This is a genomic window from Rothia sp. HSID18067 (assembly GCF_003989445.1).
Taxonomy (GTDB): Bacteria; Actinomycetota; Actinomycetes; order Actinomycetales; family Micrococcaceae; genus Rothia; species Rothia aeria.
This window is the reverse complement of sequence record NZ_RBMF01000002.1, coordinates 543,605-569,028: the sequence shown is the minus strand read 5'-3', so window position 1 is coordinate 569,028 and position 25,424 is coordinate 543,605. Positions and strand designations below refer to the sequence as shown.

The following is a 25,424-nucleotide window of genomic DNA, read 5'->3' as shown; positions in this document are numbered from 1 at the left end:
GTATGAGCTGTTATGGATGATGAAGAGTACGCGGTAGATGCCGGTGATTCCGCTGTTCTTAGCGATGCCCCGGCCCTGCCGGAGCATCAGCGGTGGATGCGCCTGGCCCTGGATGAGGCCCGCGCCGCAGCCGGTGAGGGTGAGGTTCCTATTGGGGCGGTAGTTATTGACCCTGCCGGGCGTATTATTGGTGCGGGGCATAATATGCGTGAGCGGCACCATGACCCCAGCGCGCATGCTGAGGTGCTTGCTATTCGTGCCGCCGCCCAGCAGCTGGGCACGTGGCGGCTGCAGGGGTGCACCCTGGTGGTGACTGTGGAGCCATGCCTCATGTGCGCTGGGGCGGTGCTCATGGCGCGTATCCCCACCGTGGTTTTCGGGGCCTGGGAGACGAAGACGGGCGCGGTGGGGAGCCGGTATGATGTGCTGCGTGACGCTCGATGTGCGCCGCCGGTGCGGGTGTATGCGGGGGTGCTGCGGCAGGATTGTGCGCGTGTCATGAGCGGTTTCTTTGCCCGTAAACGTGACTAGTGCGCGGGGCGGCTGGGGGAGCGGGCCTCACGGTGGGGCTGCTGCGGTTCGTGTGCGGGCTCTGAAGCAGTTAGCCCCCACGGTAGCAGTCTAATAGTATAGAGGTAATAGTACTCACAGGAGGGGAGGGCTTAGCGTTGCAGCGTCCCGTTGCCGAGGCCGCGACTCGTCGCCCCGGCCGCACCAGCAAAACCCAGCTGAAGCTTTTTAACGCGGCCATGGAAATCATGGGACAGCGGGGGCCAGAGTTCGCGACCGTTGAAGAGGTTGCGCAGCTTGCCGGCGTTTCGAAGGGCACCGTCTACTACAATTTCGGGTCGAAGAAAACGATGATCGACCAGCTTTTGCAGTACGGAACCGACCTGCTACTACGCCAGATGGAGGCCGCCGCTCAGATGCATAGCGACCCCCGTGAGGCGCTGAGGGCCAGCATCTACACGGCACTGAAATACCTTGAGGACCGCCCGGGGTACGCCCGGCTGTGGATCGCTGAGGTGTGGAAGAGCATGAACAACTGGTCGGAGAGCATGGTCGATAGCCGTCAGAGCCTGCTGGACTTCATTGAGGCCAGGGTGGCTGCCCTGAGCAAACGGTACATGATTGACAGGGCCCAGGATGTGCGTTCCACCTCGGTCGCTATTTTTGGTGCCGCCTATATGCTGTCAATGGACCGGGTGATTCATAGTTCGCCCCGCACCGCTGAAGACGCCACGCGCGCGGTCATGCAGGTGGTGGACGGGTACATCCGTAGGTAGCCAGAGAGCCGCCCACTTGCAGGCGTAGTGGGGACGAAAAACAGACCGCTATAGCGCGGCCAGCCCCATAGGCCCTGGCGGCTGCGGGGGTCTGAGGGGGTTTTGCGATGCCCCAGACGGTGCGTTAGAATAGCTTAAAGCTGGTGGTGTGTCCGAGCGGCCGAAGGTGCATCACTCGAAATGATGTTTGGTGTAAAAGCCAACGGGGGTTCAAATCCCTCCACCACCGCTTCTGAACCCGCCGGGTGTCTCGCACTTATGCGAACCCCGGCGGGTTTCTTGTGCAGAGTGTCCTCCCGGGAAGTCTGGGTGGGCACCGTGTTTCTACGCCTGTCTTTATGACGGCAGAAGACATGAGTTTTGATACCTGCAAAATTTGTTTGTATGGGTGAATCAAGGCTTATTGGAAAGAATGTAACAGTCTCTCCCCCGTCTCTGCGCCACACGATGTATGCGCCCTGAAGGGTCCCTCTTAGTTTGGTAAATGGATACGAGTGGCTTAGGTGATGATGCGAAGTATGTTCCAAATAAACCTGGATACAGAACAATTCAAGCCTCTAAAAGAATGACTTTAGAAAGATATAATCAAGCCTTTGAGTCTATAAGACGTAAGCCCACAAAAACGGATTCAATAATGCTCAGTGATTATGATAAAAAATTATTATCAGGAATAATAAAAAATCAGGAAACATCTCTATTGGAGATTAAAAAATATCTAGTTGATCTGCAAAATGAGAATGTGTCCCAAGATGAGTTATATTCATTTCTAGAAAAACTTCGCTCCGATGCAAAAACAGAAATCGAAGAAGACCGCATTTTAGAAATAATGGATTTAGTATGCGGATGGTGTTCTTTAGATTTACAAATCTAACCACAAAAATGATCGAGTTAAAAATTTGGAAGCTCCGGTTCGCAAAAATAACTCAAGAACATCTGATATATGCGTAATCTGGCATATTAATATACAATAGTTTCTGGACTCAGATGCTATAAAATATTGACCACACACATACCTGGAGGTTTTCATGGATTTATATCAAATAATTAAACACTATAGAAACTGTTTGTCCGCACTGCCTGACGCCCCTTTATATGGAAATATTCCTCAAGGGGCTGATAAAGTGAGTGGGCAACTAGACTCTTTTTTGACGTTGGAACATAAACAATTTTTATTATTGTGCAACGGAGGATCTTTCGGGGATATAGAATTGTGGAGCGCGGAAGAAATATTGGATAAACAATACAGGGTGCCAAAAAATTTACAAGATTCTATGTATGAAGCAGGGCAAGTTTTATATGAGCCAATTTTTTTAAATAGAATCAATAACCAGGTAACATTTAATGTTGATGGCGAAAAAATTGTCCCTTTCTCTTCGTTCATCGAGGAATACGTGTTTGGGGAAAAATACAAATATATATTTGATGATGCTGATATAGATGATATGTGGTACTTCTTCCTGCACGACAACCCTATTTAGAATCTAATCGCTCAAGCCATACTCCTCACCCCAAAAGGCAGTGCGTGCGGAACACACGCACATGGTTTCCCGCTTTGCAGGCGGCTTCCTTCCCCCTTATGGGGCCTCTGAAACCGAAACAAAAGGCGATTTTCAGACATGCTGAATGGGCGGGCAGTAAGGTAAGGAGCGAGACACCGTGTCATAATCCGACACAAACGACATAATGCTACGCGCACTTGGCGCATCCGGGGACCGTGGCACAGTATAGGGTTGAGTACCTCTGTTCCTCGACCTTGGCGCATCATTCGGCTGCGCTAAGCCAACCAGGAGTCATGCATGGCTGAACATACTTTCGGATTCCGCACCCGCGCACTGCACGCGGGCGGCACCCCGGACGCTGAACACGGCGCCCGCGCGGTCCCTATCTACCAGACCACCTCGTTCGTTTTCAAAGACACCGACGATGCCGCCAACCTTTTCTCACTGCAGAAATACGGCAACGTCTACTCGCGCCTATCGAACCCGACCGTTGCCGCGCTAGAAGAGCGCATCGCATCCCTAGAGGGCGGTATCGGGGCGGTGGCGACCGCATCCGGCATGGCCGCCGAGTTCATCACCTTCGCCGCGCTCTGCCAGGCAGGCGATCACATTGTGGCATCCTCCCAGCTGTACGGCGGAACAGTCACCCAGCTGGATGTCTCCCTGCGCCGATTCGGCATCGAAACCACCTTCGTGGAAGGCACCGACCCCGCAGACTACAAGGCGGCGCTGACCGAGAACACAAAGGCAATCTACACGGAGGTCGTCGCCAACCCCTCCGGCGAGATCGCAGACCTTGAAGGGCTCGCCGATGTAGCCCATGAGGCGGGAATCCCCCTCGTCGTGGACGCCACCATCTCAACCCCGTACCTGATTCGCCCGCTGGAACACGGGGCCGACATCGTGATTCACTCCGCCACCAAATTCCTGGGCGGGCACGGAACCACCCTCGGCGGCGTGGTTGTTGAGAGCGGACGGTTCAATTGGGCGAACGGCAACTTCCCGCTCATGACCGAGCCGGTGCCTTCGTACAATAACGTCTCGTGGTGGGGGAACTTCGGCGAATACGGGTTCCTCACAAAACTGCGCTCCGAGCAGCTGCGCGACTTCGGCCCTGCGCTCTCACCGCAGGCTGCGTTCAACCTGCTTCAGGGTGTCGAAACCCTGCCGCAGCGCATGGATGCGCACCTGGCCAACGCGAAAAAGGTCGTGGACTGGCTGGTTGAGGATGCGCGCATCGCCTACGTGAACTATGCCGGTTTGCCGGGGCATGCGCACTACGAACGCGCGAAAAAACTGTTGCCGTTGGGCGTTGGGTCTGTGTTCTCCTTCGGGGTGAAGGGCACCGAGAAGGCGAGCGGCCGCGTGGTTGGCGGCGAGTTCATTAGCGCGCTCGTGCTGGCATCGCATCTGGCGAATATTGGTGACTCGCGCACCCTGGTGCTGCATCCGGGTTCGACCACGCATCAGCAGCTTTCCAGCGAGCAGCTTGCCGCGGCGGGCGTGGGTGAAGACCTGATCCGTATTTCGGTTGGGCTTGAGGATGTTGAAGACATTATCTGGGATCTTGACCAGGCGCTCACCCACGCGACTGGTCTGAACCACGCGGGTGAACGTGTGAGCGAATCCAGCGCCGATAAGCTTGTTGCGGCGCAAGAGGCTCTCGCCGCTGAAGAGGCTGACCCGCAGCAGGGTGCCGCCTGTGCGCTGCCGAAGAGCGCCGCAGCTTCGGGCGCCTCAGAGCCCAAGGATGCACCCGCGAAGGAGGGCAACTAATGACTGAGAAACGTACCTGGGTAGGCCCGAGCGCCCCCGAGCGGCTGAACATTCTGCGCAATACCCGCACGATCGCGATTGTGGGGATGAGCGATAAGATTTCGCGCGCCTCAAACTTCGTGGCAACCTACCTGCTGTCTTCATCTCCGTATACGGTGTATTTTGTGAACCCGATTCTTGCGGCGAAAGGCAAAACTGTGCTGGGGCAGCCGGTGTACGCCTCGCTTCAGGACCTACCGGAAGTGCCCGATCTCGTCGAGATTTTCCGCCGCAATGAAGACCTCCCGGGTGTGGTTCAGGAGGCGGTTGATCTGGGCGCGAAAACCGTGTGGATGCAGCTGGGCTCGTGGAATGAGGAAGCTGCCGCTATCGGTGAGGCAGCTGGGCTGAACGTGGTCATGGACCGGTGCGTGAAGATCGAGCACGCACGCTTCCACGGTGGTCTGCACCTTGCGGGCTTCAATACCGGCGTGATTTCCTCGAAACGCCAAGTCACGGCGTAACTCGGCGACTGTCGCAGGCCTAATCTTCAAAGCGGCGGCTGTTTGGGAGCAACAAGCTTCCGAACGGCCGCCGCTCTCGTGTGATAGGGTGCGCATCTTCCTGCCATACAGAAAGGGGAGCGGTATGTTCCGCATCTGGGGTGCTTGGCTGGTTATCATCACAACATCTTCACGGCATCATTACAAAAAGTTGTGATGATATTGGGATGACCGAACAGTCGCAAAAACCTTGAAATATCAGGGGTTTTTCCCTATGAGCCGCAACGCCAACAAGCATCATAACAACATCATCTCAACACCTTCACAAAAAAGTTGTGATGATATTGAGAAGATATTGTGATGATGCTGTCCCTCTGCCAGCGGAAGAAGGCTGGATGGGTCAGAAGGGCCGAAAATAGGGCTGGTTGGGGTGTTTTAGTACGGTCGTATCGCTGCCGCAGCGGAGCCTATCCTTAGAAAATGGTGGGCATACGGGGTATGCTAATACGAGTACCTTGCGGCTAAAGGATTTCGCGGCGGTCGCAGGGTACTTTTGTGGCGGCGGGGCGTTTGGCACACATGAGCATCCCGCCGTCTTTTAGTTTTCGGGGCTTAATATGACGGTGTGCCTCTTCACGGCGTAAAGGTCTACGGTTTACCGCCGGGGCGGACAGGTTTGAGCGGACCGGTGGCTAGTCGCCGCGTTGTTCCCGTTCACGGTGCAGCTGCTCACGGTACGCCTGAATCTGGTCCTCTGTAATCACATCCAACTGGTTTGTGAGCGGAGTGCCCGGCGCCCAGCCCTCGTTCTCAAGGTGTTCGTGGTCGCGGCGGAATACGTCCAGCAGGCGCGGGCGCTGAACCTTCAGCGTGGTAGGCATCGGCAGCCGCCAGTCGCGCCACCGCGCCACAATCCCCAATACCGTGCAGGTGAGCACTGATACTGCGACCGCCACGTTAGGGCGTTCCAGTATCTTGAAACAGATTGCGGTCTCGGCGGCACCCACGAACGCCACCGTGGCGTAGAGCGAGTTCCCGCCGAAGATAGCGGGGATGCGGTTCACCATAATGTCACGGATCACCCCGCCGCCAACCGCCGTGGTCACACCCAGCGCGATAGCCGGGAGCCAGTGCAGCCCAAGGGTAAGGGACTTGATGGTGCCGGTAGCCGCCCAGCAGCCCATACCCAGAAAGTCCACGACCACTAGGGCGCGGGTGGCCCAATTCGAGCTCAGATCCAGCACATACGCCAAAGCCGCCGAGGTAATAGCACCCACCCAGTACCAGCCGTCGGTGAGCGCTATCGGAAGCCCCGCGTTCAGCAGCACGTCACGGATCATGCCGCCGCCCATGCTACAGACAACCGCCAACAGCAAGAAGCCCACCATGTCAAACCGCAGGGCGCGCGCCACCGCGCCGCCGAGCAGGCCGTTAGCCACCACGGCTGCAATATCTACGACGCGGAACAGCGTCTCGGGCTCGATGGTGCTGAGCACGGTCTGACTCCTTTCGGGGTGAGGTACGGCGAATAATATAGGTCGCATAAAGACGGATACGGCCCGCAGTTTTAGGCGCAACGTCTGCTATCTTACCGCGTGTGCTGCCGCTACGATACCCGCAGGTTTGTGGTGTGCCACATACACCGGAGCCGTGCGAGACAATGGAAGAAAGCAAACGCAGGTTGAAAGTGCTGAGAGGAACGCAATGGCGGTTTCACGTGAGCAGGTTTTTGAGGTTCTTCAGCGGGTGCATCCGGTGCTAGAGCGGGGTCTGCCTGGCTGGTCGGTGCGCCCAAATATTACGGGAACCGGCGCGGTGGGGCTGTATCTTGACGGTCCTGAGCTGCCGCTGATGGGCGTGAATCTGGCGGGCAAACCCGTGGCACGGCATCTGTGCGGGACGGTTCAGAGTGCCGACCGTGGGCTTCCCGATGAGCTGGGTCAAGTGCGGTATCAGTACATTCTGGGTGTGAGCGTGACCGAGCGTGATGAGGAATATCCCGAATTAACCGACCTGCCCAAGACGGGGGAGCCCAGCTGGATTAATGCTCTGCGGGTGCTGGATCAGCAGGTTCTCGCTAAACGCAGGGATGAATTTTTCATTAGCCGCGGCGGTTATGTGCCCGGTCGTCGGGCTTTGGGGAAACGCCGTGTGGCGCTGCGGTGCGAGTTCTTCCCCGGCAAACCCTGGCTGGGTCTGGGCACGATTGACTGGTGCGCGGGTGTGCGGTCCACTCCGGTCTACGCCGGTGAGCTGGATGCGCTCGCCGCCGCCGCGGTGCGCCTCGCCTCCACCTGGGATGCGGCGCTCCGGTCGGTCTAAAATTCATCTGACAAGTGGTTTTATAGGTGGCCTACCTAATCTATGCACAATATACACAAGTTATGCGCACCACCTGCATGGGGGAGTGGGGGGGGCTCTTAACGCTCGTGACGCCCGCAGTTTTCACCTGTGCGGGTAAAACCCCACAATACTCTTCTATCGTGCGTGATATGTACCAGGGCGTGCGTGCGGCACAGGTACTTTCTACTCTTGTGCTTATTATGGCGATTGCGCCGATTGCCGGGCCGCTTCTTGGCGGGTTTCTGGTGGTATCGGGTGGGTGGCGGCTGACTTTCTGGGCTATTGTGACCATCAGTGCCGTTATTCTGCTTTTGGTCTTTTTCCTGCCTGAGAGTCTGCCTGAGAATAAGCGTGAAAGTAGTACGGTACTTGCGGCGTTTAGAAGTTATCCGCTTCTGCTGCGCCGCCGCACTTTTATGAGGTACGTGCTGTGCGTGTGTTTCTTTTACGTGGCGATTTACGCTTTTATCATGGTATCGTCGAGTGTGTATATTACGCGGTTCGGGGTTGATCCGCGCTATTACGGTCTGCTTTTCGGCGTGAATATTATCGGGGTGATGGTGCTCAGCAGTTTCAATCGACGATTTGTGCAGCGCTATAGTCTGGATTTTCTGCTGCGCATTTCGACTGCGGTTGCCGGGGCGGCTTCTATACTCGCCGTAATAACGGCTGCTGCGGATGCGGGCGGCCTGTGGGGCGTGGCGATTCCGGTGTTCCTGGTGTTCAGTATGAACGGCATTGTTGCCGCCTGCACGAACGCCGCCGCCCTAAATTCTGTAGAACCTGCCATCGCCGGTTCCGCTGCGGCGCTCCTAGGTTCCTTCCAATATGGAAGCGGTATTATTTCCTCGCTCCTGCTCGCGGTAATTCCGGGGGAGAGGACGATTCTGATGGTCTCTATTATCTGTGCGTTCGTCCTGCTCTCAGCGGTGATGGGCTTCCCGAAAGCGCCTGAAGAAAAACCCAAGGATCAGTCGCAGAGGCACGAAGCGGCTTAGAATTTATTATCCTAGTTCGAGCCGTGAATCATTCTAACGAGTTAATGTGTTCCCGTTGCCGCTTTGAACATTATCAGAGCGGATCGCTGAGACTTCTTCTCCCGTGAGTAGAGCGAGGAATGAAAGTAAATTCTCCCTTTTCAGCTGCCTCCGCCATTTTTCAAAATATGTATCGTCGTAGGCAGTCACAGGTTTTAGCCCCTTCCCGGTCTGTGGCGTGCGCCAGCTTCTAAAACACATACTTCGCGAGGGTCACGCATCCGTTATCCTGCACCGGAGTGAAGCCGAAACGCTGGTAGAGTTCAATGACGGGTGTGTCCACAATATCCGTAGTGATGAACCTCTGGCGAATGCCTTCCCGGTCAAAATCGGCGATGATTTTTCCCAGCAGCGCCGACCCGATGCCGTGGCGCTGAGCCTGCGGGTGCACCAGTAGATCCTGGACATACGCAATGGTTTGTCCATCACCCACCGCACGTACCAGACCGATAAGCCGTTCGGCTCCTTCAGTCGTGTTCTCACGCGCCACATAGAGGTACCGCGACCCAGCTAGCATAGGGACTAATCGCTCTGGTGTGCGAGTGTAGACACTCCAGCCCACCGCATCGTACAGCTCAACGAGCTCTTCGGTGCTCGGCAGGGAATTCTCGGCGTTCAAAATACTGTACTGCATACCCACATTATCCTACGCCCGCGCACTAAAAGGCTCTTCTCCCATTAGCTTGCGTCAAAGACGCCGGTTGGTTCGGGAGAAGAGCCTTTTAGACGAGATGTCTGCGCTGTGAGGCCAACGGGGCCTGTGTGTTTAGCCCAGGGCTTCGGCCAGCTGGATACCCTGCGCCACGCCGCCCAAAGTTGCCGCAATGCGGATCAGGTCATTAACCTGCTCCTTGGAAGCACCCTCCTCGCGGATGGTGTGCTCGTGGGCAGCCACGCAGTGCGAACAACCGTTCACGGCAGAAACTGCGAGCGCCAGCATCTCAAAGTCGAGCTTGTCGATACCGCCATTTTTACCGATGATCTGCATGCGCAGGTTTGCGCGCTGATCGTCGTAGGCGCCGTCGAGGAAGCCGCGGGTGCGGTAGAAGATGTTGTTCATCCCCATGATGGTTGCCGCGCCGAGTGCCGCATCGAAGGCGGTGTCACTCAGGTGCTCTTTCGCCTCTGCTGCGATCTCAACGACAACGGAATCAACCTTGGTTGCCGCTGCGGTGGCCAGGATTGCACCCCAGAGCTGCTGCTCGGTGAGCGAGGTGATGCGCGGCAGCGAAGACAGGTTCAGGTTCATGTCCTTCGCGTAGGAAGGCAACGCGTTACGCAGGTTCTCGATGCTCATTACTTCATCTCCTTGAAGGCGTCGATGGTTTCTGCACCCTTCTTCCAGTTGCAGGCGCACAGTTCGTCGGACTGGAGCGCGTCCAGCTGGCGGAGCACTTCGTCGGTGTTGCGGCCGACGGAATCTGCGGTAATGGACACCGACTGGATGGTGTTGTGCGGGTCGATGATGAAGGTTGCGCGGTCTGCCACGCCGTCCTTGTTGAGGATGCCCAGGGCGCTGGTGAGCTCGCGCTTGAGGTCGGATGCCATGACGATGGGCAGATCTACGAGCTCTTCGTGGGAGCGGCGCCATGCGTAGTGGGTGTATTCGTTATCCACGGATACGCCGATAACCTGGCAGTCGCGTGCCTCGAATTCGTCGGCGAGCTTGCCGAATGCGGCGATTTCGGTGGGGCAGACGAAGGTGAAGTCCTTAGGCCAGAAGAATACGACGCGCCAGGTGTCTTCGTCCAGACCCTCGGAGGAAACGGTGGTGAAGTAATCTTCGGGCTTGTTTGCCTCAATCTCGGCGAGCTTGCCGGGAACAACGCCGGTCAGCTCGTAGGCGGGGAACTGGTCGCCAATGGATAGTACAGCCATTTATGCCCTTTCAGGTTGTGGTGTGAAGCTCCCGAACGATAGTGTGCGGTCTTTCGGAAACTGTATTTTTGGTGCCCTCGAAGGGGAAGTAACTCCATATTATTATGAGTAATTCATAATTACAAGGTGGCAAGGGCCTCTGAGTATGTGTTTTGTATCACTCTATGGTGTGTGTATACTCGTGCCATGAAAATTCCTGAACTCATCACCGAAAAATTCACCCTCAGGCCCCTGCGTGAAGCTGACCTCGACGAACTGGTACAGATCTGCACCGACCCCGAAACCGTGCGATGGACCACCATCCCCCTGAACTACACGCGCGACGACGCGCAAACCTTCCTCACCTTCACCCAGCGCGCCGCAGCAGCCGGGCGTGAACTCACCTGGGCCATTGATGACAGCGGGGTGCTCGCGGGGGCTATCTCCCTGCGCCTGCCCGAAGGCTCCGCAAACGCGCCCGGAACATATGCAGACTTAGGGTTTTATACGGCTGCCCAGATGCGCGGACGCGGCATTATGACCGATGCGGTACGCACCGTCCTCGGCTTCGGCTTCGACCCGCTCGGGCTGGGACTAGACACTATCGGATGGGCAGCACTAGTGGGAAACGCGGCATCCGAACGGGTGGCGGTAAAAGCCGGGTTTACGAATATTACCGACGGAACCAGCACCAGCGCGGCCCGCCCCGATAAGTACGGCAACCGGAAGGCTGTCGCCGTGCGGCAAGCAACCATGACCCGCGCCCAATTCGCTGAAATCTGGCGTGATTAAGGCATTTAGTGTGTGTATCCTGGCTTCTCGCTTTTTTGCCGCTATCGTTGCGTAAAAAGGCTCTTGACGTGAATAAAGCGTTGGAAGTCCCGCTTTATTCGCATTAAGAGCCTTCTTATTACTGCATATTTTCGGCAGGGCGGCGTAGGAGTGCCGCCCACAGCACAACCAGTACCACAAGCGCCAACGCCGGAATTGAGGTCACAAACATAACCGGCTGCTCATCCGCCGCCCGCAGAAGCAGGGTATGCGCATCCACTCCCGGATACCTGCCGGTGAACGGGTAAAAATCGACACGCCGCCAGAAACGCACCACGAGCTTTCCCCAGTCCAGAAGCGTATTAATCAGCATGAGGGAACTCAGCGCATAGCAGGTATAACACAGGATGCGCCCCGCACGAGAACGCCACCGTGCCGCCAGCGGCAAGAAATCGACCGCCGCGCACACCATAAAAATCGGCAGAATCACGGCGTGATGGAACCAGCTGATCGGCGAGATAAATACGGGAAGCAGAATCGCCAGCGAAATCTGCGATAGATAGAGTTTATGCTGCTCCATTGTCCGTAATGCGTACCCCGCCACCGCAATCAACACGATCGCTGTGACTGCATACAGCACCTTCAGCACGGTGCCATTCTGAAAGGTCATGCGCCCTAAAATGCCTTGAATCGCCACGCTGTTGCTCGATATTGGGTTGCCCACGCGTGATGGATCCCAGATGACGCTGCCCCAATAGGTGAGAGACTGCTGCGGAAGCACAGCAAACCCCGCCGCAATGGTGCCCGCAAACGAAACCCCCAATGCAATAATGGATTTCCACTCTTTACGCACTAGAAAAAGAATTCCTATGGCGAGTGGAGTAAGTTTAATGCCCGCAGCAATACCAATAAAAACGCCGCGCGGAATCCTGGTACCTGGCCGCAGAAGATCGTAGAGAATAAGCGCCAGCAGATACGGATTTATTTGACCGTACAAGAAATTGTTACGCCACGGAGCCGAAAGCAATATAAGTGCAGCACACAAAACAATAAAGGAAAAAGGCGAAAGGTATTTTTCAAAAAGCAGCCGAGAATTGCGCTTTACCAGATAGTCACGCAAAACTTTGGCGCAATAGAAGGCAATGGGCGTGAAAAATGCCAGATGAAGACCGATTGCTACCCGAAGGGGCAGGAACGATGCGGGAATAAAGAGGAGCGAGGCAAACGGCGGGTATGTAAACGCAAGCCACAGACCGCTGTCGCCGAAAATATATCTAAAGTTTTCTGCCCGCACAATTTCACGAAGAATATCGAGATCATAGAGGTCGCTGGGGTAATCAAGAAACCAGTTAATGCTTTTACCCCCGGCATAATAAACCAGATAATCATATGCCAGAAATTCGTGCAGGTTATAAACAATAACTCCGGCTAAGAAAAGAATGCAGGCACCGGTTATGCCCCAGCGATAGCGTGTCATCAAAGACCTCCATGAAATATGTGAATGATATGAGTGCGTAACTATTATTCCACGTTGCCGGGGTGTTTGGGGCATACTGCGGCACATCAAGAGCCTTTTAGCATGGGGAGTGGAGGGGCGCTACCGGATCCCGAACCCCTTGAACGTGCCCTGCGGTTCGCTGAAGGTGGCATCCACAAAGTCCACATGCCCAGCGGTATCACCCGAGTTGAGCGCATCCAGCAGGCGCTCGCAGGAGGCACGGGTTCCCTGCGCGATAACCTTCACACGGCCATCGTCCAGGTTCTCGGCGTACCCGCTCAAACCCATCGGTTTGGCGGTGCCAGCGCACCACCAGCGGAACCCCACCCCCTGCACCCGCCCGCTCACGTACGCGGTGAGCTGCGCCTCGGCAGGTTCGGGAGCTGTTTTATCGGTGAAATAGCTGAAGAAGCCCATACGGACGCCCCTTTACCGGTCATTACTCGTGCTCATAGCCATTATCTAAAACTGCGGCCCGGATTGCACGAATCCGGGCCGCCGCCTGCCACACATACGGGGACTGTATTAGCGCAGCTTATTGCTGTTGGGCGCCAATGCGAGAGCCTGAGCTATCGGGGTGGGCCCGCCAATAAACGGGAGCGCCTTCCCAACCGTGGACGGGTCCTCAAGAACCGCCGCCAGCACCTGGGCAACGGTGGCCCGCGGAGTATTAGATTCGGCGCCGGGCGTGTGGGCGGGCTCAATCCCCAGGGTAATGCCGCCTGCCTCCTCAAGGGTGAGCATCCCCGGCCCCAGGATCGTGTAATCCAGCCCCGAGCCGCGCAGGTACTCATCGGCGATCGCCTTCGACTCAGCGTAGGCGTAAAAACTGTTATCAGGGTCGATGCCGTGCCCGGAACCCGCGCCCAGGTACGATACCATCACGTACCGTTTAATACCCGCCAGCCGCGCCGCATCCATCGACCGGATCGCGGCGTCACGGTCAACCGCGTAGGTGCGTTCCGGCCCGCCGACGCCGCCCGCACCGGCGGACCACACCAGCGCCTCGGTTCCCAGCTCAGTCAAAAGCTTCGCCATCTCCTCGGTGCTCAACGCGGTAATGTCAGTGACCACCGGGTTCGCCCCGCGCGTGACAATATCCTCTGACTGCTCCGGCCTGCGAATAAGCGCATTGACCGTGTGCCCGCGCTCCACCAGCAGCGGCTCGGCCAGAAGCGCAACTTTCCCGTGCCCGCCAATAATCGTTACAACAGCCATCGTCTCCTCCGTATGTTGGTGAAAATAGCCTACATATTCAGGCTAGGTGCGCTGGGTAGTGATGTCTACACGCGCCTCTTCCGCGTAAAGAGAAAACGGGCGGATACGGCCTGCGCACACCGGAACAGCAGACTCGCTGCCGCGGGCGCGGCACGCCAGAAAGCACGTCTTCACCGGGAAGGCACAGATGCGAGGATCACCATCGCCTACTCGTTCGTGAACGCAAACAGAGCTATGATGAAGTGCTAGGTTTTTATCGCTCGGCGGTACCGCACAGAAGATGAGGCAGGGGATTTATGGCTGAAGAAGCCGCGCCGAAGAAGCGCCCACACACACCATCCATCGAACACGCCGCCGAGAAACCGTGGGTTGCCATGTGGTCACTCGTGATCGGGTTCTTTATGATCCTGCTCGATACCACTATCGTCACCGTGGCGCTGCCCCATATGCAGCATGAGCTCAACGCCTCGCTCTCCGCCGTGATTTGGGTGACCAGTGCCTACCTGCTCGCCTATGCGGTGCCGCTGCTGATTACCGGTCGCTTAGGCGATAGGTTCGGGCAGAAGCAGATGTACCTGCTTGGTATGGTGGTTTTCACCCTCTCCTCGCTGTGGTGCGGGCTCTCGCCCAATGTGGAGATGCTGATTGTTGCGCGCGTGGTGCAGGGGATAGGCGCCTCCCTGATGACCCCGCAAACCATGTCGATTATTACGCTCATGTTCCCGCCGCATAAACGTGGGGTGGCGATGAGCGTGTGGGGCGCGGCGGCCGGTATCGCATCGCTCGTGGGCCCTATCGCTGGCGGTCTGCTCGTGGATGGCCCCGGCTGGACGTGGATCTTCTTCATCAATATCCCTATCGGCGTGGTCGGCACCTATCTGGCGGTTCGGAATATCCCGCATTTTCCCTCCAAACAGCACAACTTCGACTGGCTGGGCGTGGTTCTTTCCGCTATCGGCCTGTTCCTGATGGTTTTCGGCATTCAGGAGGGTTCTACCTACGACTGGGGCACTATCACCGATTCGCTGTGGGGAACCGGAATCCCGGTGAGCGTATGGGGCATGATTATTGCGGGCATCATCGTGTTCACCCTCTTTATCGTGTGGCAGGCTGTTAACCGTAAAGAGCCGCTGGTGCCGCTGGGACTGTTTAAAGACCGCAACTTTTCGGTGTCTAATATTGCTATCGCGGCGATGGGTGCGCACACCCTGACGCTGGCGTTCCCAACTACCATTTACTTCCAGCAGGTGCGCGGTATGAGCCCCACCCAGGCGGCACTCATGACCGCCCCGCTCGCTCTGTTCTCGGGTGCTCTCTCTCCGCTGGTTGGTAAACGTTTGGGCACGTCAAACCCCAAATGGTACGCCGTTTCGGGGTTTGCCCTGCTGGTGGTTGGATTTATTGTTCTGCGCGCTTTGATGACGGCGGATCAGTCCCTCGCGCTTCTGCTTGTACCCTTTGCAATTTTGGGTATTGGCAACTCCATGATTTGGGGTCCGCTGGCGGTGACCGCAACCCGCAACCTGCCGCCTCGTTTAGCGGGTGCCGGGTCGGGCGTGTATAACGAGACTCGCCAGGTTGCCAGTGTGCTCGGTTCGGCGGGTATTGCCACGTTCATGGGCGGCCTGATTACCGAGCAGGTTACACAGGCCATGCAGCGGATGCGTCCCGCAGGTGCCGGTGCAGGCGGAGGCGCCATGAGCGCCCCCGCCGTCAGTGGTGAAGGGATGTCCGGCGGTCAGGTTCCCGATTTCCTGCGTGAACCTATTGCCACCGCGATGAACGATTCACTGATTCTGGCGCTGGCTCTGGCCGCCGTGGGTATGGTCGCGTGCCTTTTCTTCGCCAAGCCGGTGGATAAAGGCGCGTGGGCATCCGGGCAGAACGTTTCGGATGCGCCCAACAGCGAAAACACCTGTACCAAAAATAGCAGCGTCGAAAACCCCGGCGAGGCTTCCAGTGCGGAAGGCTCTAAAGCCACCGGCGAATCGGATCCAGAGCCCTCTGATGAAGGGGCTGAAACAGGCTCAAAACCCTAACGATACGCAACAAGACGAAAGCGGGAGCGGTTCCTTCATCAAGAAACCGCTCCCAACATGTAATGCGCTGCGCTTCTTATCCAGTATGCTCTCGAAAGAGGGGGCATACTGCGCGGGATACGCTCCCTACGCTGCCGCCTGATCCTCGGCGAACGCCTCTGGGTCTACTCGCCCGGTGTCCACGAGCACCTGTGCGATAGCGCCGAGCGCCTCCTCATTCTGAAGCGAAGAAATATCGCCCAGCTTATGCCCCTGATAGAGCTCACCCAGCAGACGGCGGGTAATCTTCCCCGAACGAGTCTTAGGAATATCGGCGACCGCGACCACATCCTTAGGCTTAGCGATAGGGCCAATATGCTCGCGCACATGCTCGGTGAGTGCCGCCTTCAGCTCATCTTCGGTAAGTGCCCGACCTTCGTCGGTGAGCGTCACATAGGCGACTGCCTGGTGGCCGGTTAGCTCGTCCTCCACGGGGCACACGCCAGCCTCCACCACGGCCGGGTGCGTCACGAGCGCAGACTCAATTTCGATGGTCGAAAGGCGGTGCCCAGAAATGTTGATCACATCGTCGATGCGCCCCAGAATGTACACGTTGCCCTCATCATCGACCTTCGCACCGTCACCGGCGAGGAACCAGCCGCGCGTACCATAGTGCTTCCAATAGGAATTCAGGTAGCGTTGCGGGTCGCCCCAGACAGTGCGTGCCATGGAGGGGCCGATCTTATCAACCACAATGAAGCCCTGTTTGCCAGGCTCAACGAAGTCACCGTGCTCGTCCACCACGCGCACCGAGACTCCGGGGACTTCGCGGGTGGCGCATCCGGGAAGGGGAGTGCAGTGCGGGGTACCTTCGGGGAAGGTCCCTTCGGGCGCGAAGGCGGGGTCATGCGGTCGCGGGGAGCAGATGGTCGAGCCGGTCTCGGACTGCCACCACGTATCGATAAACGATGCGGTACCCCCACCCACGTGCTTGCGCAGCCACTTCCACGCCTGAGGGTTAATGGACTCGCCCACAGACCCGAGCAGACGCACGGATGAGAAGTTGTATTTTCCGGGTTCGGGGCCGTCAGGAAAAGCCCCCATGAGGGAACGAATCAGGGTGGGCGCGGTGTAGTAATTGGTGACGCCATAGCGTTCGATAACCTCGAAATGACGACCGTAATGCGGAGTATTGGGGGTACCCTCGAAAATAACCTCGGTCACCCCGTTAACAAGCGGACCATAGATTTCATAGGTGTGCGCGGTCACCCACGCGAGATCGGCGGTACACCAGTGCACAGTCGATTCAACCTTCGCCGGGTCGTTCACGGCAGACAGTTCATCGGGGCGCAGCACCCCGTCGTCATCCACATAGTCCGGCATCAGATCGTACAGCAGTGCGTGGGTGTATGCGGTCTGCACCAAATACCCCGCCATCGTGTGCACCAGGCCCTTAGGTTTGCCCGTGGTGCCGGAGGTATAGATGATAAACAGCGGGTCTTCGGCATCGTGCAGCTCGTACTCGTGGGTATCGGGCTGATCGTCCACCAGGTCGTGGTACCAAATATCGCGCCCGGTCGTCCAGGGAACCTGCGCGTGCGCCACGGGGTCTGCGGCGCTTGTCCGGTCCACCACGATCACGTGCTCGATATTGTTCTCACCTGAGCATGCTTCATCGGCATTCACCTTCACGGGCACGACCTTGCCGCGGCGGTTCTGCCCGTCGGTGGTGATCAGAACCTTCGCGCCGGTGTCTTCCACCCGGAATTTCAGAGCCTCCGCCGAGAACCCGCCAAACACGAGCGAGTGAATTGCGCCGATGCGCGCGCACGCAAGCGTGAAGATAATGGTTTCGGGAATAACCGGCAGGTAGATTACTACACGGTCGCCTTTACGCACGCCGAGTTTGAGCAGGCCGTTGGCGGCGCGGGCGATGCGTCGCTGCAGTTCGGCGTAGGTGATAGCTTCACGGTCGCCGGGTTCGCCCTCGAAATAGAGGGCTACTTTGTCGCCGCGGCCCGCCTCCACGTGGCGGTCCACGCAGTTGTAGGCGACGTTAAGTTTGCCGCCCTCGAACCACTTAATCTCGGGTACGGAGTATTCTTCGATGCCCTCAGCATCGGTTCCGATAACCTGCGGTTTCTGGAAGGTATGTGCGTTGTCCCAGGCCTTGCCCCAGCTTAAGCGCTCGGCTTGTTTCTCCCAGAATGTTACCCGCGCCTCATCAGATTCATGCGCGGGGTTGGGGGTAGGGACTAGCGGGTTTGTGAACGAGAAGGGGCTGGGCAGTCCCACAGTATCTCCCATCGGTTGCTGGCGTTAGCACCTTCGGCGTTATGAAGGCGCATGATGCGCCACCGCAGGCGAGGTTGCTGCGACGTCGTCGAGCCAGGTCTCTCGGTCGCTCTAGATGGATTACCAATCTAGTAAACCCTGTAGCTGGCGCAGGTGCAAAGGCATCCCGTCATATTGCGTGTGTGCACGCCATGTTCGTAACATTCCGCAATATTTGTTTGATCCCGCACCCAGAGATTAGCTCTCGTGTCGCATACACCCCAGGCGTACAGCCTGCCAGGCGGAGAAACTCTAACCCGCAAATCTAATGAGCTTTGCCTGTGTTTAGACTTAAACCCGTTCTTAATCTTGCCCCGTAGGCTTGCATCTCTTGATAGGCTTCATCGTAAGTGCCTGAAGATTGAGCCAAAATAAAACACTCACGGAAGGGGCGTCTGATGGCTGTTAAGCGTATCGTTACTAATCTTGCCGCTGATAAACCTGAGTCAGCTGCTGCTTTTTACCGGGACATCCTGGGCCTGGAGCTGCTCATGGATCACGGATGGATACAGACTTATGGCAATGCGGAAACTACGACTGTGCAGGTCAGCATAGCTAGTGAAGGCGGATCAGGTACTCCGGTGCCTGATTTATCGGTTGAAGTAGATAATCTTGATGAAATCCTCGCCCGCATTCATACGGCAGGTATTACGCTTGAATACGGTGTTGCTGAAGAGCCCTGGGGCGTGCGGAGGTTTTTTGTTCGCGATCCGCTGGGGAACCTGGCGAATATTTTGCAGCATATATAGCGGATATCATCAAAACTATCACCAGAAGATGGGTTATTAGATTGCTATAAGAGCTGCTGGAAGCGCAGGGTCAGGCGTTATCCTACAGAGATAAATATTTGAAGCCTATAAAATTTGCGGGTAAATAATTGTTTTTTGAACTATAAAATAATGTAAAAACTCTTGTGTGATGCAGGGAATTTAAGCTACGCTACACCACAGTAGGCTAGAAGGGCCTATGCCCAAGAAATTTGGGCTTATGATGATTGGATAATGCAATGTACACCAAAGCAACGTTCACTAAAATTACCTCTTTCCGGGCCGCTACTCATGGATGGTACTGGGGGAATCGTCGTGATATTTACGGAGCCCTCCGGTACGCTAATAAGTAGTATCTTTGCCTTTGGGCAGAACCGGAATAACATACTTTTGATTTAGAAACTTCTGGAAATTCATGCACACATTGTGTAATGCAATATATTCCACATATTGTTTTTAGGGGCATAATGTATATTAAGCCAGAATTTAAAAAGATTTCCTCTTTCGCGCATATTACCCGTGGCTGGCTCTGGGGAAGTTACCGTGACGTTTACGGAGTATGGCATGGCCCCAGGACTAATTTCAACGGTGCCGGAGGCTCAAGCGGCTGGTAATAGAGGATAGGTTGAGGTGAAATTCTATGTACACTAAAGCGCAATTTACTAGGCTTGGCTCCTTCGAGGAAGCTACTCACGGCTGGTTCTGGGGAAGCTACCGAGATATTTTCGGCGCGCTCCGTGGATCTAACTCTGGGTTTGAAGGTGGCGGTGGCTTCACCGGCGGAGGCGTCAGTGGAGGCTCATGGTAGCTTCCCGCCAAGGCTTAAAGTGGGTGCCTCTTCTGAGGCACCCACTTTTCTATTGTGCTGCCAACCAATGTTTGCAGAGTCTGTGCCATTCGTAGCGCACTTTTTCACGCATCGGGTGCCTGCTATGACATTAATTGCTTCTGCTCATATGCGGGAATTACCGGCGCTGCTGGTGGCGGGCAGTTCGTGTAACCCCGCTATTTTAAACAGAAATACTTTCAGGAAAAATTAAAATAATCGTGAGAATCCCTTGCAAACCATACAATTTAGGGGTTAGGGTAAATCTGTGTAGATAATATATGTAATTTGAGAACTTTAAAATATTTAAGAAAAGGGGAAGAATATGTATATTAAGGCACGTTTTATGAAGATGAACTCTTTTGCAGATTGCACTCACGGCCTTATATACGGGAAATACCGGGATGTTCTCTCCGGTGCCCGGCTTGTGACTCCTCCTGAAGTTGCTCTATAAATAGCGCCCTGCGCGCCAGGTGACTTGTTTATTATTCGCAGAAATCCGCATAAAAGTGGGATGCGGTAAAAAATAATTAAACGAGCCCATATTTTTAATGCGGAAAGTGACGATAAGGAATCCTGTGGCAGAGCTATACACAACATCCGGTAACGTGCAGAAAATTTCTCACTTTCTTCGTAGCAGCTCGAACAATATAACTGTTCGCCCGTTACCCACTCATGACGCTTCCGCATCAAACACCGACTCCACCGCAGATAGCGAGCTGGTATCTTCCGTCTCGCGACACCGCAGCGTGTACCGTTCAAAGCTGGGGCCGGTGGACCTTCTGAGCACATCAGTAAAACCCCTAGTGGACGCCCTTAATCCCGCTATTAATATGTCTCGGGTGGCCCTCGGGCTATGCCGTAACCCGCCAGGGTGGGTACGCCGCATCTCCTACTGGGAGAACATTACGGCGCTGCCCCCAGCCACCACCGTATGCGAAGACGAGCACGGGTCTGTGCAGAACACCTCGTACTTCGCAGACGCCCTCAGCCTGCAGGACAGCACCCTATCTTTTTCCGATGTGTCACAGCACGTATACACCGTTTTGAACTCGGTTCTGAGGCGGCTGGCTGAAGGGCGCACCCACGTATCTGCCGACCTGTCCGGCGGCGTGGACTCCACGGTCATATCCGTGCTCCTCGCAGCGCAGAATGTTCCCTTCACCGCGTTTCACGCCGGGACGGACGATAAAGACAACCGCGACACGCAGCTCGCCCAGAAAATAGCCGAACACTTCACCATAGACCTCATTAAGCTTGACTCATTTACGAAAAGCACCGCAGGTTTCACCATCCCGGATGAGCTTCGCGGGTTTTCCGAGGCACCCCGCGCATGGCACGCTAACCTGCCGCACCTTACCGCCCTTGTGCGCAGCGCGCGGGAACGCGGCTCCAGCATCCACTGCCTGGGAATTGGCGGGGACGAGCTGTTTGAGCCCATGCCCGTTCAGGCGCTGCTCTACTTCAAACAGGGCGAGAAAATGCGGGCTATTAAAGCCATTAGCTCCGTCGCGGCCGCCGCCCGCTGGCCGAAAATATCGACACTACGTGCCGCTTTCTCCCCAGAAACGAAACAGCGTGAGCTGCAGCGGCGCCTGACCCGCAGGGGCCAGAACATCCCTGAAAATACCGATGCTTTCTCCTGGTTCCCGAACTTTACGCTGCCCTCCTGGCTATCCGAAGAAGCTACCGAGCAAGTCATTGAGCTCATAAAAACGACCCCCATCCCTCCAGAGGAAGAAGAACTGGATAAATACCGGTTCCACATCTACGGGTCCCTGGAATTTCAGGGGGAAGTGCTTCGGGGCATGAACGAGTATTTCAGCGAAACCGGCCTGGAATTCGCCGCCCCCTACCTTGAGGACGACATGATCCGCTCCTCCCTGGTGTACCCGGGTGCTCTGAGCGGGCACGGGATGAGCAAACCCGTCATCCTAGAAGCCATGAAAGGCACCCTGCCCGAGTTCTTCTACCGGGACATCTACAAAAGCGACTACAGCTTCGACCTGTACCAAGACTACGAACGCAGCAAAGAAAACTTCCTGAAAATGATCGGCGACAGTCTCCTGGCGGAGCTGAACCTTGTGGATATAGACACTGTCCGCACAATCGCAAACAGCCCCCTAGGCAGCTCAGAGACACTCTACGATTTTGAACGTATGACCCACATGGAGGTATGGCTACGTGAAAACTATGTATAAACGCTACGCGTCACTGCCCGAGAGGTTCTGCATCGCCGATGGCGTCAAAATTTCGGGCACCGAGTCCGGCATCGTGGTTTTTGTGCCCGCCCGAAGCGCCTATTTTCAAGGAAACAGCACCACAGAGCACATCTTGGACCTCGTGGAGCAGGGGCACCGCAACTCAGAAATCATTGACTCCTTCATTCACCAGTACACACAATCCGACCCGGACGAGATCCGGGAGGACCTTGAAGGCACCCTGCGGGAACTGTGGACGATGGGCGTCCTAGAGAAAGGCGAGGACCATGAGTGATAACCCCACCACCGCAACAGACGCGCACACCGTCAGCAGCACCAAAGCGCGCCTGGCGGTGTGTGCGGCAAAGATTATTGCGCACCTGCCGGTCACCGTTATTGTTCGCCTGCTGAAAATGTTCCGGCCCCTACAGAAAAGCTCATCCATTCAGCAGGCGCTCGCGGTTGATGCGAAAGTGCGTGAAGTTTCCCCACTGTGCCGTGGGGAGCGGGGGTGCCTGGCACGGTCCATCTCAACCTACCTTTTGCTTTCTCTCATGCGCCGGAAAGTGGTGTGGGCCTCCGGGTTCCGGGTGAAACCGTTCCTTGCGCACGCATGGGTCACCGTCGAGGGGGAACCCATTAATGAGCACCACGATGTGCAGGGGTTCGTGACTGTCGCATCCACCAACCCAGAAGCCCGCTAGCGCCGTAACCATTCAGGCAAAAACAGGGTGAGGGCGGCGGCACCCAAGAAGTGAGGCGCATGAGACTATGGTGAAAGCTAAAAATAATGGGAAGTCATCCTGGGGGGTAGTTTTTTCGTATCTATCCCCCTTTAAGGGGCTGCTGACCGTTATCTGTTTAATGAGTCTCACAAGCTCAGCCGCGTCGCTTCTGCAGCCGTTAATAGTGAACGATCTTGTTGATTCCGCAGGGTCCGCCCAGGGTATTGGTTACCTGCCGGTTCTCATTATTCTGGTGCTCATTATAGGGGCCATCCTCAACGGTGTTCAGCAGTATTTTATTCAGAAAGTCGCCGAATCGGTGGCCCGTGACGCACGCACGCAGCTCGTGCGGAAAATACTCCGCATCCCCCTGGACGCCTTAGAGAAATACACCAAAGGAGACGTCCTTTCCCGCGTCATTAATGACACGATGCTGCTGCGCCGCTGCCTCACGGAAGGGTTCGTGCAGTCGTTCGTGGGTGTTTTCACGCTCATTGGGGCGGTGATCGGGATGTTCTTCATCGACCCCCTGCTGCTCGCTATTTCCGCCGTCATATCCCTGCTGGCGGTCGTGTCCGTCACGATGGCAACCTCTAAGGTCGAAAAATCCAGCGCGCAAATGCAGCAGGCGGTGGGTGAGCTGAGCTCGGATGTGTCCAGCGTGTTGGAGGCCTCCTCACTCGTCCGGACGGAGAACGCGGCGGGGCACCAGTTTAAGCGGCTGCAGCAGAAAGTTGATAATGCGTGGCTTAAGGGGATCGGAGTGGCACGGCTTGTCGCCCTCATCACCCCCATCTCTGCGGTGGCCATGCAGATCACGTTCCTGGTGGTTCTTGGCGTTGGCGGGGTCAGGGTCGCGAACGGGATAATTACCGTCGGCAACCTGGTCTCGTTCGTCATGTTCCTGGTTATGATGATCATGCCGCTGGGGTACATTTTCGGCACCATGAGCAATATTGCCGAAGCCAGCGGAGGCATCACCCGCATCCAGGAGATCCTGGGCATCCCGGACGAGTACCCCGAACAGCTGGACACATACCACGAAAACCGTGATATCCGCTCCATCCTGCTGGATAACGTCAGCTTTAAATACGGTGCCGAACCTGAGGAAGGGGCCTCACCCTACCTGATTTCCGGGATGACGCTCAGCATCGCCCCGGGGGAGAAGCTCGCCATCGTCGGACCCTCCGGGTCGGGCAAGAGCACCCTGCTGCGGCTCATTGCCCGGCTTTACGAAATCTCAGGCGGGAACCTCCTCTACTCCGGCACCGCAAGCTCAGACATTTCCATCCCGGCTGTGCGCGCCAAAATCGGCCTGGTGCAGCAGGAATCCCCCCTGATTTTGGGCACGCTTCTTGATAATGTGTACATCTCGGGGCGCGGCACCGATAGCGCTGCCGCGCACCGCATCCTCAAAGATTTGGGGCTGGAAAAAGTGCTTGAACGTTCAGGGCACGGCGTGGACCTGAACATTGGCGGCAGCGGCACGTCCCTGTCCGGGGGCGAGAAGCAGCGGCTGGCCATAGCCCGCGTGATCCTGAAAAACCCGCAGGTGTACCTGCTGGACGAGTTCACCTCCCAGCTTGATGGCATTAGCGAAGAGCTGGTGGTGTCTGTGCTGAACAATAACGCCGCCCCCGAATCAACCATGATTATGGTTGCCCACCGCATGTCCACCGTCGTTAATGCGGACATGATTTACGTGATGGATCACGGCAGGATCGTCGCCCAAGGCACGCACGACATACTCATGGAGTTCTCACCCCTCTACCGGGAGCTTGTCTCTAATCAGCTCATCCATTAGCGGCGTGCGCAGGGCCTACGCGGGGGAGTGGGTGATAGTGGCACTGGCGGAAAGCCCCGCAATATTCTGCTCGGACGGGGCCGCACTGTTCACCGGCTCCAGCAGCAGGGTCGCATCCACCACGGTCACGGTTGTTCGCAGGCTAAACGACTCACCCACCTGGTCGTAGTACACGGGCACCTGGCTCAGCAGCACCTGGTTAAACACCTGCATCCCCTCAGCTGAGGCCACCGCGTCCTCAGTGGTGACAATGTCGAGGGTGCCGCGCCACTCCGTCCCGTAGCTGTCTGATTCCCGGAATACCGCGGTGAAACCGGCCCCGTTGAACGCCGCAAGCCGCGGGTTGTTCGACCGGGCACCACCGGCGCTTTGAGCGAGCGCAGCCACCTGCTGCTGTTCCCCGTCCTCCCACAGCAGAGGCGGGCGGGTCTGTATCTCGTCGGCGAACGTGAACGTGTACTCAATGCTGAAACGTGCCCCGGCGCGCAGGGTGGTGGTTCCCGTGTATTCGCCGGATGCTGTGTGCGGGGCGGCGAACCATAGCCCGGCACCCCCGTAGAGGCCGTTGCCGACGCTGCCGCCGGGGGTGAACGTGCCCCCGCCTGCGGCGAGCAGGCCCTCCCACTTGGTGGTGCGGGATGCGCGCGTGTCGGTGAGCTGCCCGTGGTACGAGTCGAGCCCGAAGAAGGTGCTGTTGGGGTTATCCATGGTGGTGTTAAACGCCTGAGTGAATACCCCGTAGTCGACGGCAACTACCTGGTCCGAGGCTGCGTAGGCTGGGGTCGTTGCGGATGCGGCGACGGCGGGGGCGGACCATGCAGCGCCAGCGAGTGCGCGGCGCCGCGTGAGGCCGCCCCTGAAGGGTGCGTGGGTCACGTGGACTCCTGTATGTATTTGAGAGAGTGTGAATGTATGCGATGTGAGTGAATACGACCTATCCAGTGTAGTAGACAAGTGTGCCTGCGCGCTGTAATGGCGCTAT

Annotated in this window: 25 protein-coding genes, 1 tRNA gene and 1 riboswitch; of the genes, 17 read left to right on the top strand and 9 right to left on the bottom strand. The window is 56.7% G+C overall.

Features of this window, described 5'->3' with window-relative positions; genetic code table 11:
* Positions 1–12: 12 nt before the first annotated feature.
* The 7 genes from tadA (at position 13) to D8M23_RS07435 (ending at position 5,064) form a co-directional block, all read left to right on the top strand.
* Entirely contained in the window at positions 13–531 is a 519-nt protein-coding gene (gene tadA / locus D8M23_RS07465; protein WP_126854273.1) for a tRNA adenosine(34) deaminase TadA, read from the top strand.
* A 137-nt stretch (positions 532–668) separates the two neighbouring features.
* On the top strand, positions 669–1,286 hold the full coding sequence (locus D8M23_RS07460; protein WP_126854272.1) for a TetR/AcrR family transcriptional regulator: 618 nt from the start codon (positions 669–671) through the stop codon (positions 1,284–1,286).
* Between the two features lie 142 nt (positions 1,287–1,428).
* A tRNA-Ser gene (locus D8M23_RS07455) sits at positions 1,429–1,515 on the top strand.
* A gap of 255 nt (positions 1,516–1,770) precedes the next feature.
* Entirely contained in the window at positions 1,771–2,157 is a 387-nt protein-coding gene (locus tag D8M23_RS07450; RefSeq protein WP_126854271.1) for a hypothetical protein, read from the top strand.
* A 193-nt stretch (positions 2,158–2,350) separates the two neighbouring features.
* Positions 2,351–2,764 carry a hypothetical protein gene (locus D8M23_RS07445; protein WP_202976128.1) on the top strand — a complete coding sequence of 138 codons (414 nt, stop codon included), beginning with the start codon at positions 2,351–2,353 and terminating at the stop codon, positions 2,762–2,764.
* A gap of 318 nt (positions 2,765–3,082) precedes the next feature.
* Positions 3,083–4,561 carry an O-acetylhomoserine aminocarboxypropyltransferase/cysteine synthase family protein gene (locus tag D8M23_RS07440; RefSeq protein WP_126854269.1) on the top strand — a complete coding sequence of 493 codons (1,479 nt, stop codon included), beginning with the start codon at positions 3,083–3,085 and terminating at the stop codon, positions 4,559–4,561.
* Positions 4,561–5,064, top strand: a complete 504-nt coding sequence (locus D8M23_RS07435) for a CoA-binding protein (protein ID WP_013398362.1) — start codon at positions 4,561–4,563, stop codon at positions 5,062–5,064. The genes D8M23_RS07440 and D8M23_RS07435 overlap by 1 nt, the downstream gene beginning before the upstream one ends.
* A gap of 671 nt (positions 5,065–5,735) precedes the next feature.
* Here the strand turns inward: D8M23_RS07435 and D8M23_RS07430 are convergent.
* Positions 5,736–6,539, bottom strand: coding sequence for a trimeric intracellular cation channel family protein (locus D8M23_RS07430; protein ID WP_006888541.1), 804 nt, complete (start codon positions 6,537–6,539; stop codon positions 5,736–5,738).
* Between the two features lie 208 nt (positions 6,540–6,747).
* On the opposite strand from D8M23_RS07430, the gene D8M23_RS07425 reads away from it, so the two are divergent.
* Positions 6,748–7,365, top strand: a complete 618-nt coding sequence (locus D8M23_RS07425) for an L-alanine-DL-glutamate epimerase (RefSeq protein ID WP_126854267.1) — start codon at positions 6,748–6,750, stop codon at positions 7,363–7,365.
* 170 nt (positions 7,366–7,535) lie between these two features.
* Positions 7,536–8,384 carry an MFS transporter gene (locus tag D8M23_RS07420; protein ID WP_238693831.1) on the top strand — a complete coding sequence of 283 codons (849 nt, stop codon included), beginning with the start codon at positions 7,536–7,538 and terminating at the stop codon, positions 8,382–8,384.
* A 229-nt stretch (positions 8,385–8,613) separates the two neighbouring features.
* On the opposite strand, the gene D8M23_RS07415 is transcribed toward D8M23_RS07420, so the two are convergent.
* From D8M23_RS07415 to D8M23_RS07405, 3 genes are all read right to left on the bottom strand, one after another.
* Positions 8,614–9,057, bottom strand: a complete 444-nt coding sequence (locus tag D8M23_RS07415; RefSeq protein WP_126854266.1) for a GNAT family N-acetyltransferase — start codon at positions 9,055–9,057, stop codon at positions 8,614–8,616.
* 132 nt (positions 9,058–9,189) lie between these two features.
* Positions 9,190–9,720: a carboxymuconolactone decarboxylase family protein gene (locus D8M23_RS07410; RefSeq protein ID WP_037232996.1), complete on the bottom strand. Its 531-nt coding sequence runs from the start codon at positions 9,718–9,720 to the stop codon at positions 9,190–9,192.
* Positions 9,720–10,301: a peroxiredoxin gene (locus D8M23_RS07405; RefSeq protein WP_023133587.1), complete on the bottom strand. Its 582-nt coding sequence runs from the start codon at positions 10,299–10,301 to the stop codon at positions 9,720–9,722. Before D8M23_RS07405 ends, D8M23_RS07410 begins: the two co-directional genes overlap by 1 nt.
* A 186-nt stretch (positions 10,302–10,487) precedes the next feature.
* On the opposite strand from D8M23_RS07405, the gene D8M23_RS07400 reads away from it, so the two are divergent.
* Positions 10,488–11,072, top strand: coding sequence for a GNAT family N-acetyltransferase (locus tag D8M23_RS07400; protein ID WP_037288415.1), 585 nt, complete (start codon positions 10,488–10,490; stop codon positions 11,070–11,072).
* A 118-nt stretch (positions 11,073–11,190) separates the two neighbouring features.
* On the opposite strand, the gene D8M23_RS07395 is transcribed toward D8M23_RS07400, so the two are convergent.
* The 3 genes from D8M23_RS07395 to D8M23_RS07385 form a co-directional block, all read right to left on the bottom strand.
* The gene (locus D8M23_RS07395) at positions 11,191–12,528 is read right to left on the bottom strand and encodes a glycosyltransferase 87 family protein (RefSeq protein ID WP_126854265.1); all 1,338 of its coding nucleotides are present in this window, start codon (positions 12,526–12,528) and stop codon (positions 11,191–11,193) included.
* 120 nt (positions 12,529–12,648) lie between these two features.
* Positions 12,649–12,966, bottom strand: a complete 318-nt coding sequence (locus tag D8M23_RS07390; RefSeq protein ID WP_126854264.1) for an acylphosphatase — start codon at positions 12,964–12,966, stop codon at positions 12,649–12,651.
* Between the two features lie 108 nt (positions 12,967–13,074).
* Positions 13,075–13,767 (bottom strand): SDR family oxidoreductase, encoded by a 693-nt coding sequence (locus D8M23_RS07385; RefSeq protein WP_126854263.1) that lies wholly within the window; start codon positions 13,765–13,767, stop codon positions 13,075–13,077.
* 296 nt (positions 13,768–14,063) lie between these two features.
* On the opposite strand from D8M23_RS07385, the gene D8M23_RS07380 reads away from it, so the two are divergent.
* On the top strand, positions 14,064–15,806 hold the full coding sequence (locus tag D8M23_RS07380) for an MFS transporter (RefSeq protein ID WP_126854262.1): 1,743 nt from the start codon (positions 14,064–14,066) through the stop codon (positions 15,804–15,806).
* 126 nt (positions 15,807–15,932) lie between these two features.
* Here the strand turns inward: D8M23_RS07380 and D8M23_RS07375 are convergent, their stop codons facing one another.
* A complete protein-coding gene (locus D8M23_RS07375) occupies positions 15,933–18,080 on the bottom strand; it encodes an AMP-binding protein (protein ID WP_126854261.1) in 2,148 nt (715 codons plus the stop codon).
* 5 nt (positions 18,081–18,085) lie between these two features.
* Positions 18,086–18,202, bottom strand: a riboswitch (SAM riboswitch).
* Positions 18,203–18,517: 315 nt separating this feature from the next.
* Here D8M23_RS07375 and D8M23_RS07370 point away from each other — a divergent pair.
* The 6 genes from D8M23_RS07370 to D8M23_RS07350 all read left to right on the top strand — a co-directional run bounded on the left by D8M23_RS07370 (position 18,518) and on the right by D8M23_RS07350 (position 24,442).
* Complete coding sequence (locus D8M23_RS07370) at positions 18,518–18,868, top strand: VOC family protein (protein ID WP_126854260.1); 351 nt, start codon at positions 18,518–18,520, stop codon at positions 18,866–18,868.
* Between the two features lie 658 nt (positions 18,869–19,526).
* Positions 19,527–19,694 carry a hypothetical protein gene (locus D8M23_RS11715; RefSeq protein WP_153274074.1) on the top strand — a complete coding sequence of 56 codons (168 nt, stop codon included), beginning with the start codon at positions 19,527–19,529 and terminating at the stop codon, positions 19,692–19,694.
* Between the two features lie 596 nt (positions 19,695–20,290).
* Positions 20,291–21,913, top strand: a complete 1,623-nt coding sequence (locus D8M23_RS07365) for an asparagine synthase-related protein (protein WP_161971661.1) — start codon at positions 20,291–20,293, stop codon at positions 21,911–21,913.
* Positions 21,906–22,208, top strand: a complete 303-nt coding sequence (locus D8M23_RS07360; RefSeq protein WP_238693830.1) for a PqqD family peptide modification chaperone — start codon at positions 21,906–21,908, stop codon at positions 22,206–22,208. Before D8M23_RS07365 ends, D8M23_RS07360 begins: the two co-directional genes overlap by 8 nt.
* On the top strand, positions 22,201–22,617 hold the full coding sequence (locus D8M23_RS07355) for a lasso peptide biosynthesis B2 protein (RefSeq protein WP_126854257.1): 417 nt from the start codon (positions 22,201–22,203) through the stop codon (positions 22,615–22,617). Before D8M23_RS07360 ends, D8M23_RS07355 begins: the two co-directional genes overlap by 8 nt.
* A gap of 67 nt (positions 22,618–22,684) precedes the next feature.
* The gene (locus tag D8M23_RS07350) at positions 22,685–24,442 is read left to right on the top strand and encodes an ABC transporter ATP-binding protein (RefSeq protein WP_126854256.1); all 1,758 of its coding nucleotides are present in this window, start codon (positions 22,685–22,687) and stop codon (positions 24,440–24,442) included.
* A 15-nt stretch (positions 24,443–24,457) separates the two neighbouring features.
* Here D8M23_RS07350 and D8M23_RS07345 read toward each other — a convergent pair whose 3' ends face one another.
* Complete coding sequence (locus D8M23_RS07345; RefSeq protein WP_126854255.1) at positions 24,458–25,318, bottom strand: transcriptional initiation protein Tat; 861 nt, start codon at positions 25,316–25,318, stop codon at positions 24,458–24,460.
* Positions 25,319–25,424: the final 106 nt, after the last annotated feature.

Excerpts from the sequence above, each read along its gene's own strand:
- tadA (WP_126854273.1), top strand. The coding sequence starts at position 13 with ATGGATGATGAAGAGTACGCGGTAGATGCCGGTGATTCCGCTGTTCTT.
- D8M23_RS07450 (WP_126854271.1), top strand. The coding sequence starts at position 1,771 with ATGGATACGAGTGGCTTAGGTGATGATGCGAAGTATGTTCCAAATAAA.
- D8M23_RS07440 (WP_126854269.1), top strand. The coding sequence starts at position 3,083 with ATGGCTGAACATACTTTCGGATTCCGCACCCGCGCACTGCACGCGGGC.
- D8M23_RS07435 (WP_013398362.1), top strand. The coding sequence starts at position 4,561 with ATGACTGAGAAACGTACCTGGGTAGGCCCGAGCGCCCCCGAGCGGCTG.
- D8M23_RS07425 (WP_126854267.1), top strand. The coding sequence starts at position 6,748 with ATGGCGGTTTCACGTGAGCAGGTTTTTGAGGTTCTTCAGCGGGTGCAT.
- D8M23_RS07420 (WP_238693831.1), top strand. The coding sequence starts at position 7,536 with ATGTACCAGGGCGTGCGTGCGGCACAGGTACTTTCTACTCTTGTGCTT.
- D8M23_RS07415 (WP_126854266.1), bottom strand. The coding sequence starts at position 9,057 with ATGCAGTACAGTATTTTGAACGCCGAGAATTCCCTGCCGAGCACCGAA.
- D8M23_RS07410 (WP_037232996.1), bottom strand. The coding sequence starts at position 9,720 with ATGAGCATCGAGAACCTGCGTAACGCGTTGCCTTCCTACGCGAAGGAC.
- D8M23_RS07405 (WP_023133587.1), bottom strand. The coding sequence starts at position 10,301 with ATGGCTGTACTATCCATTGGCGACCAGTTCCCCGCCTACGAGCTGACC.
- D8M23_RS07400 (WP_037288415.1), top strand. The coding sequence starts at position 10,488 with ATGAAAATTCCTGAACTCATCACCGAAAAATTCACCCTCAGGCCCCTG.
- D8M23_RS07395 (WP_126854265.1), bottom strand. The coding sequence starts at position 12,528 with ATGACACGCTATCGCTGGGGCATAACCGGTGCCTGCATTCTTTTCTTA.
- D8M23_RS07390 (WP_126854264.1), bottom strand. The coding sequence starts at position 12,966 with ATGGGCTTCTTCAGCTATTTCACCGATAAAACAGCTCCCGAACCTGCC.
- D8M23_RS07385 (WP_126854263.1), bottom strand. The coding sequence starts at position 13,767 with ATGGCTGTTGTAACGATTATTGGCGGGCACGGGAAAGTTGCGCTTCTG.
- D8M23_RS07380 (WP_126854262.1), top strand. The coding sequence starts at position 14,064 with ATGGCTGAAGAAGCCGCGCCGAAGAAGCGCCCACACACACCATCCATC.
- D8M23_RS07370 (WP_126854260.1), top strand. The coding sequence starts at position 18,518 with ATGGCTGTTAAGCGTATCGTTACTAATCTTGCCGCTGATAAACCTGAG.
- D8M23_RS11715 (WP_153274074.1), top strand. The coding sequence starts at position 19,527 with ATGTACACTAAAGCGCAATTTACTAGGCTTGGCTCCTTCGAGGAAGCT.
- D8M23_RS07360 (WP_238693830.1), top strand. The coding sequence starts at position 21,906 with ATGTATAAACGCTACGCGTCACTGCCCGAGAGGTTCTGCATCGCCGAT.
- D8M23_RS07355 (WP_126854257.1), top strand. The coding sequence starts at position 22,201 with ATGAGTGATAACCCCACCACCGCAACAGACGCGCACACCGTCAGCAGC.
- D8M23_RS07350 (WP_126854256.1), top strand. The coding sequence starts at position 22,685 with ATGGTGAAAGCTAAAAATAATGGGAAGTCATCCTGGGGGGTAGTTTTT.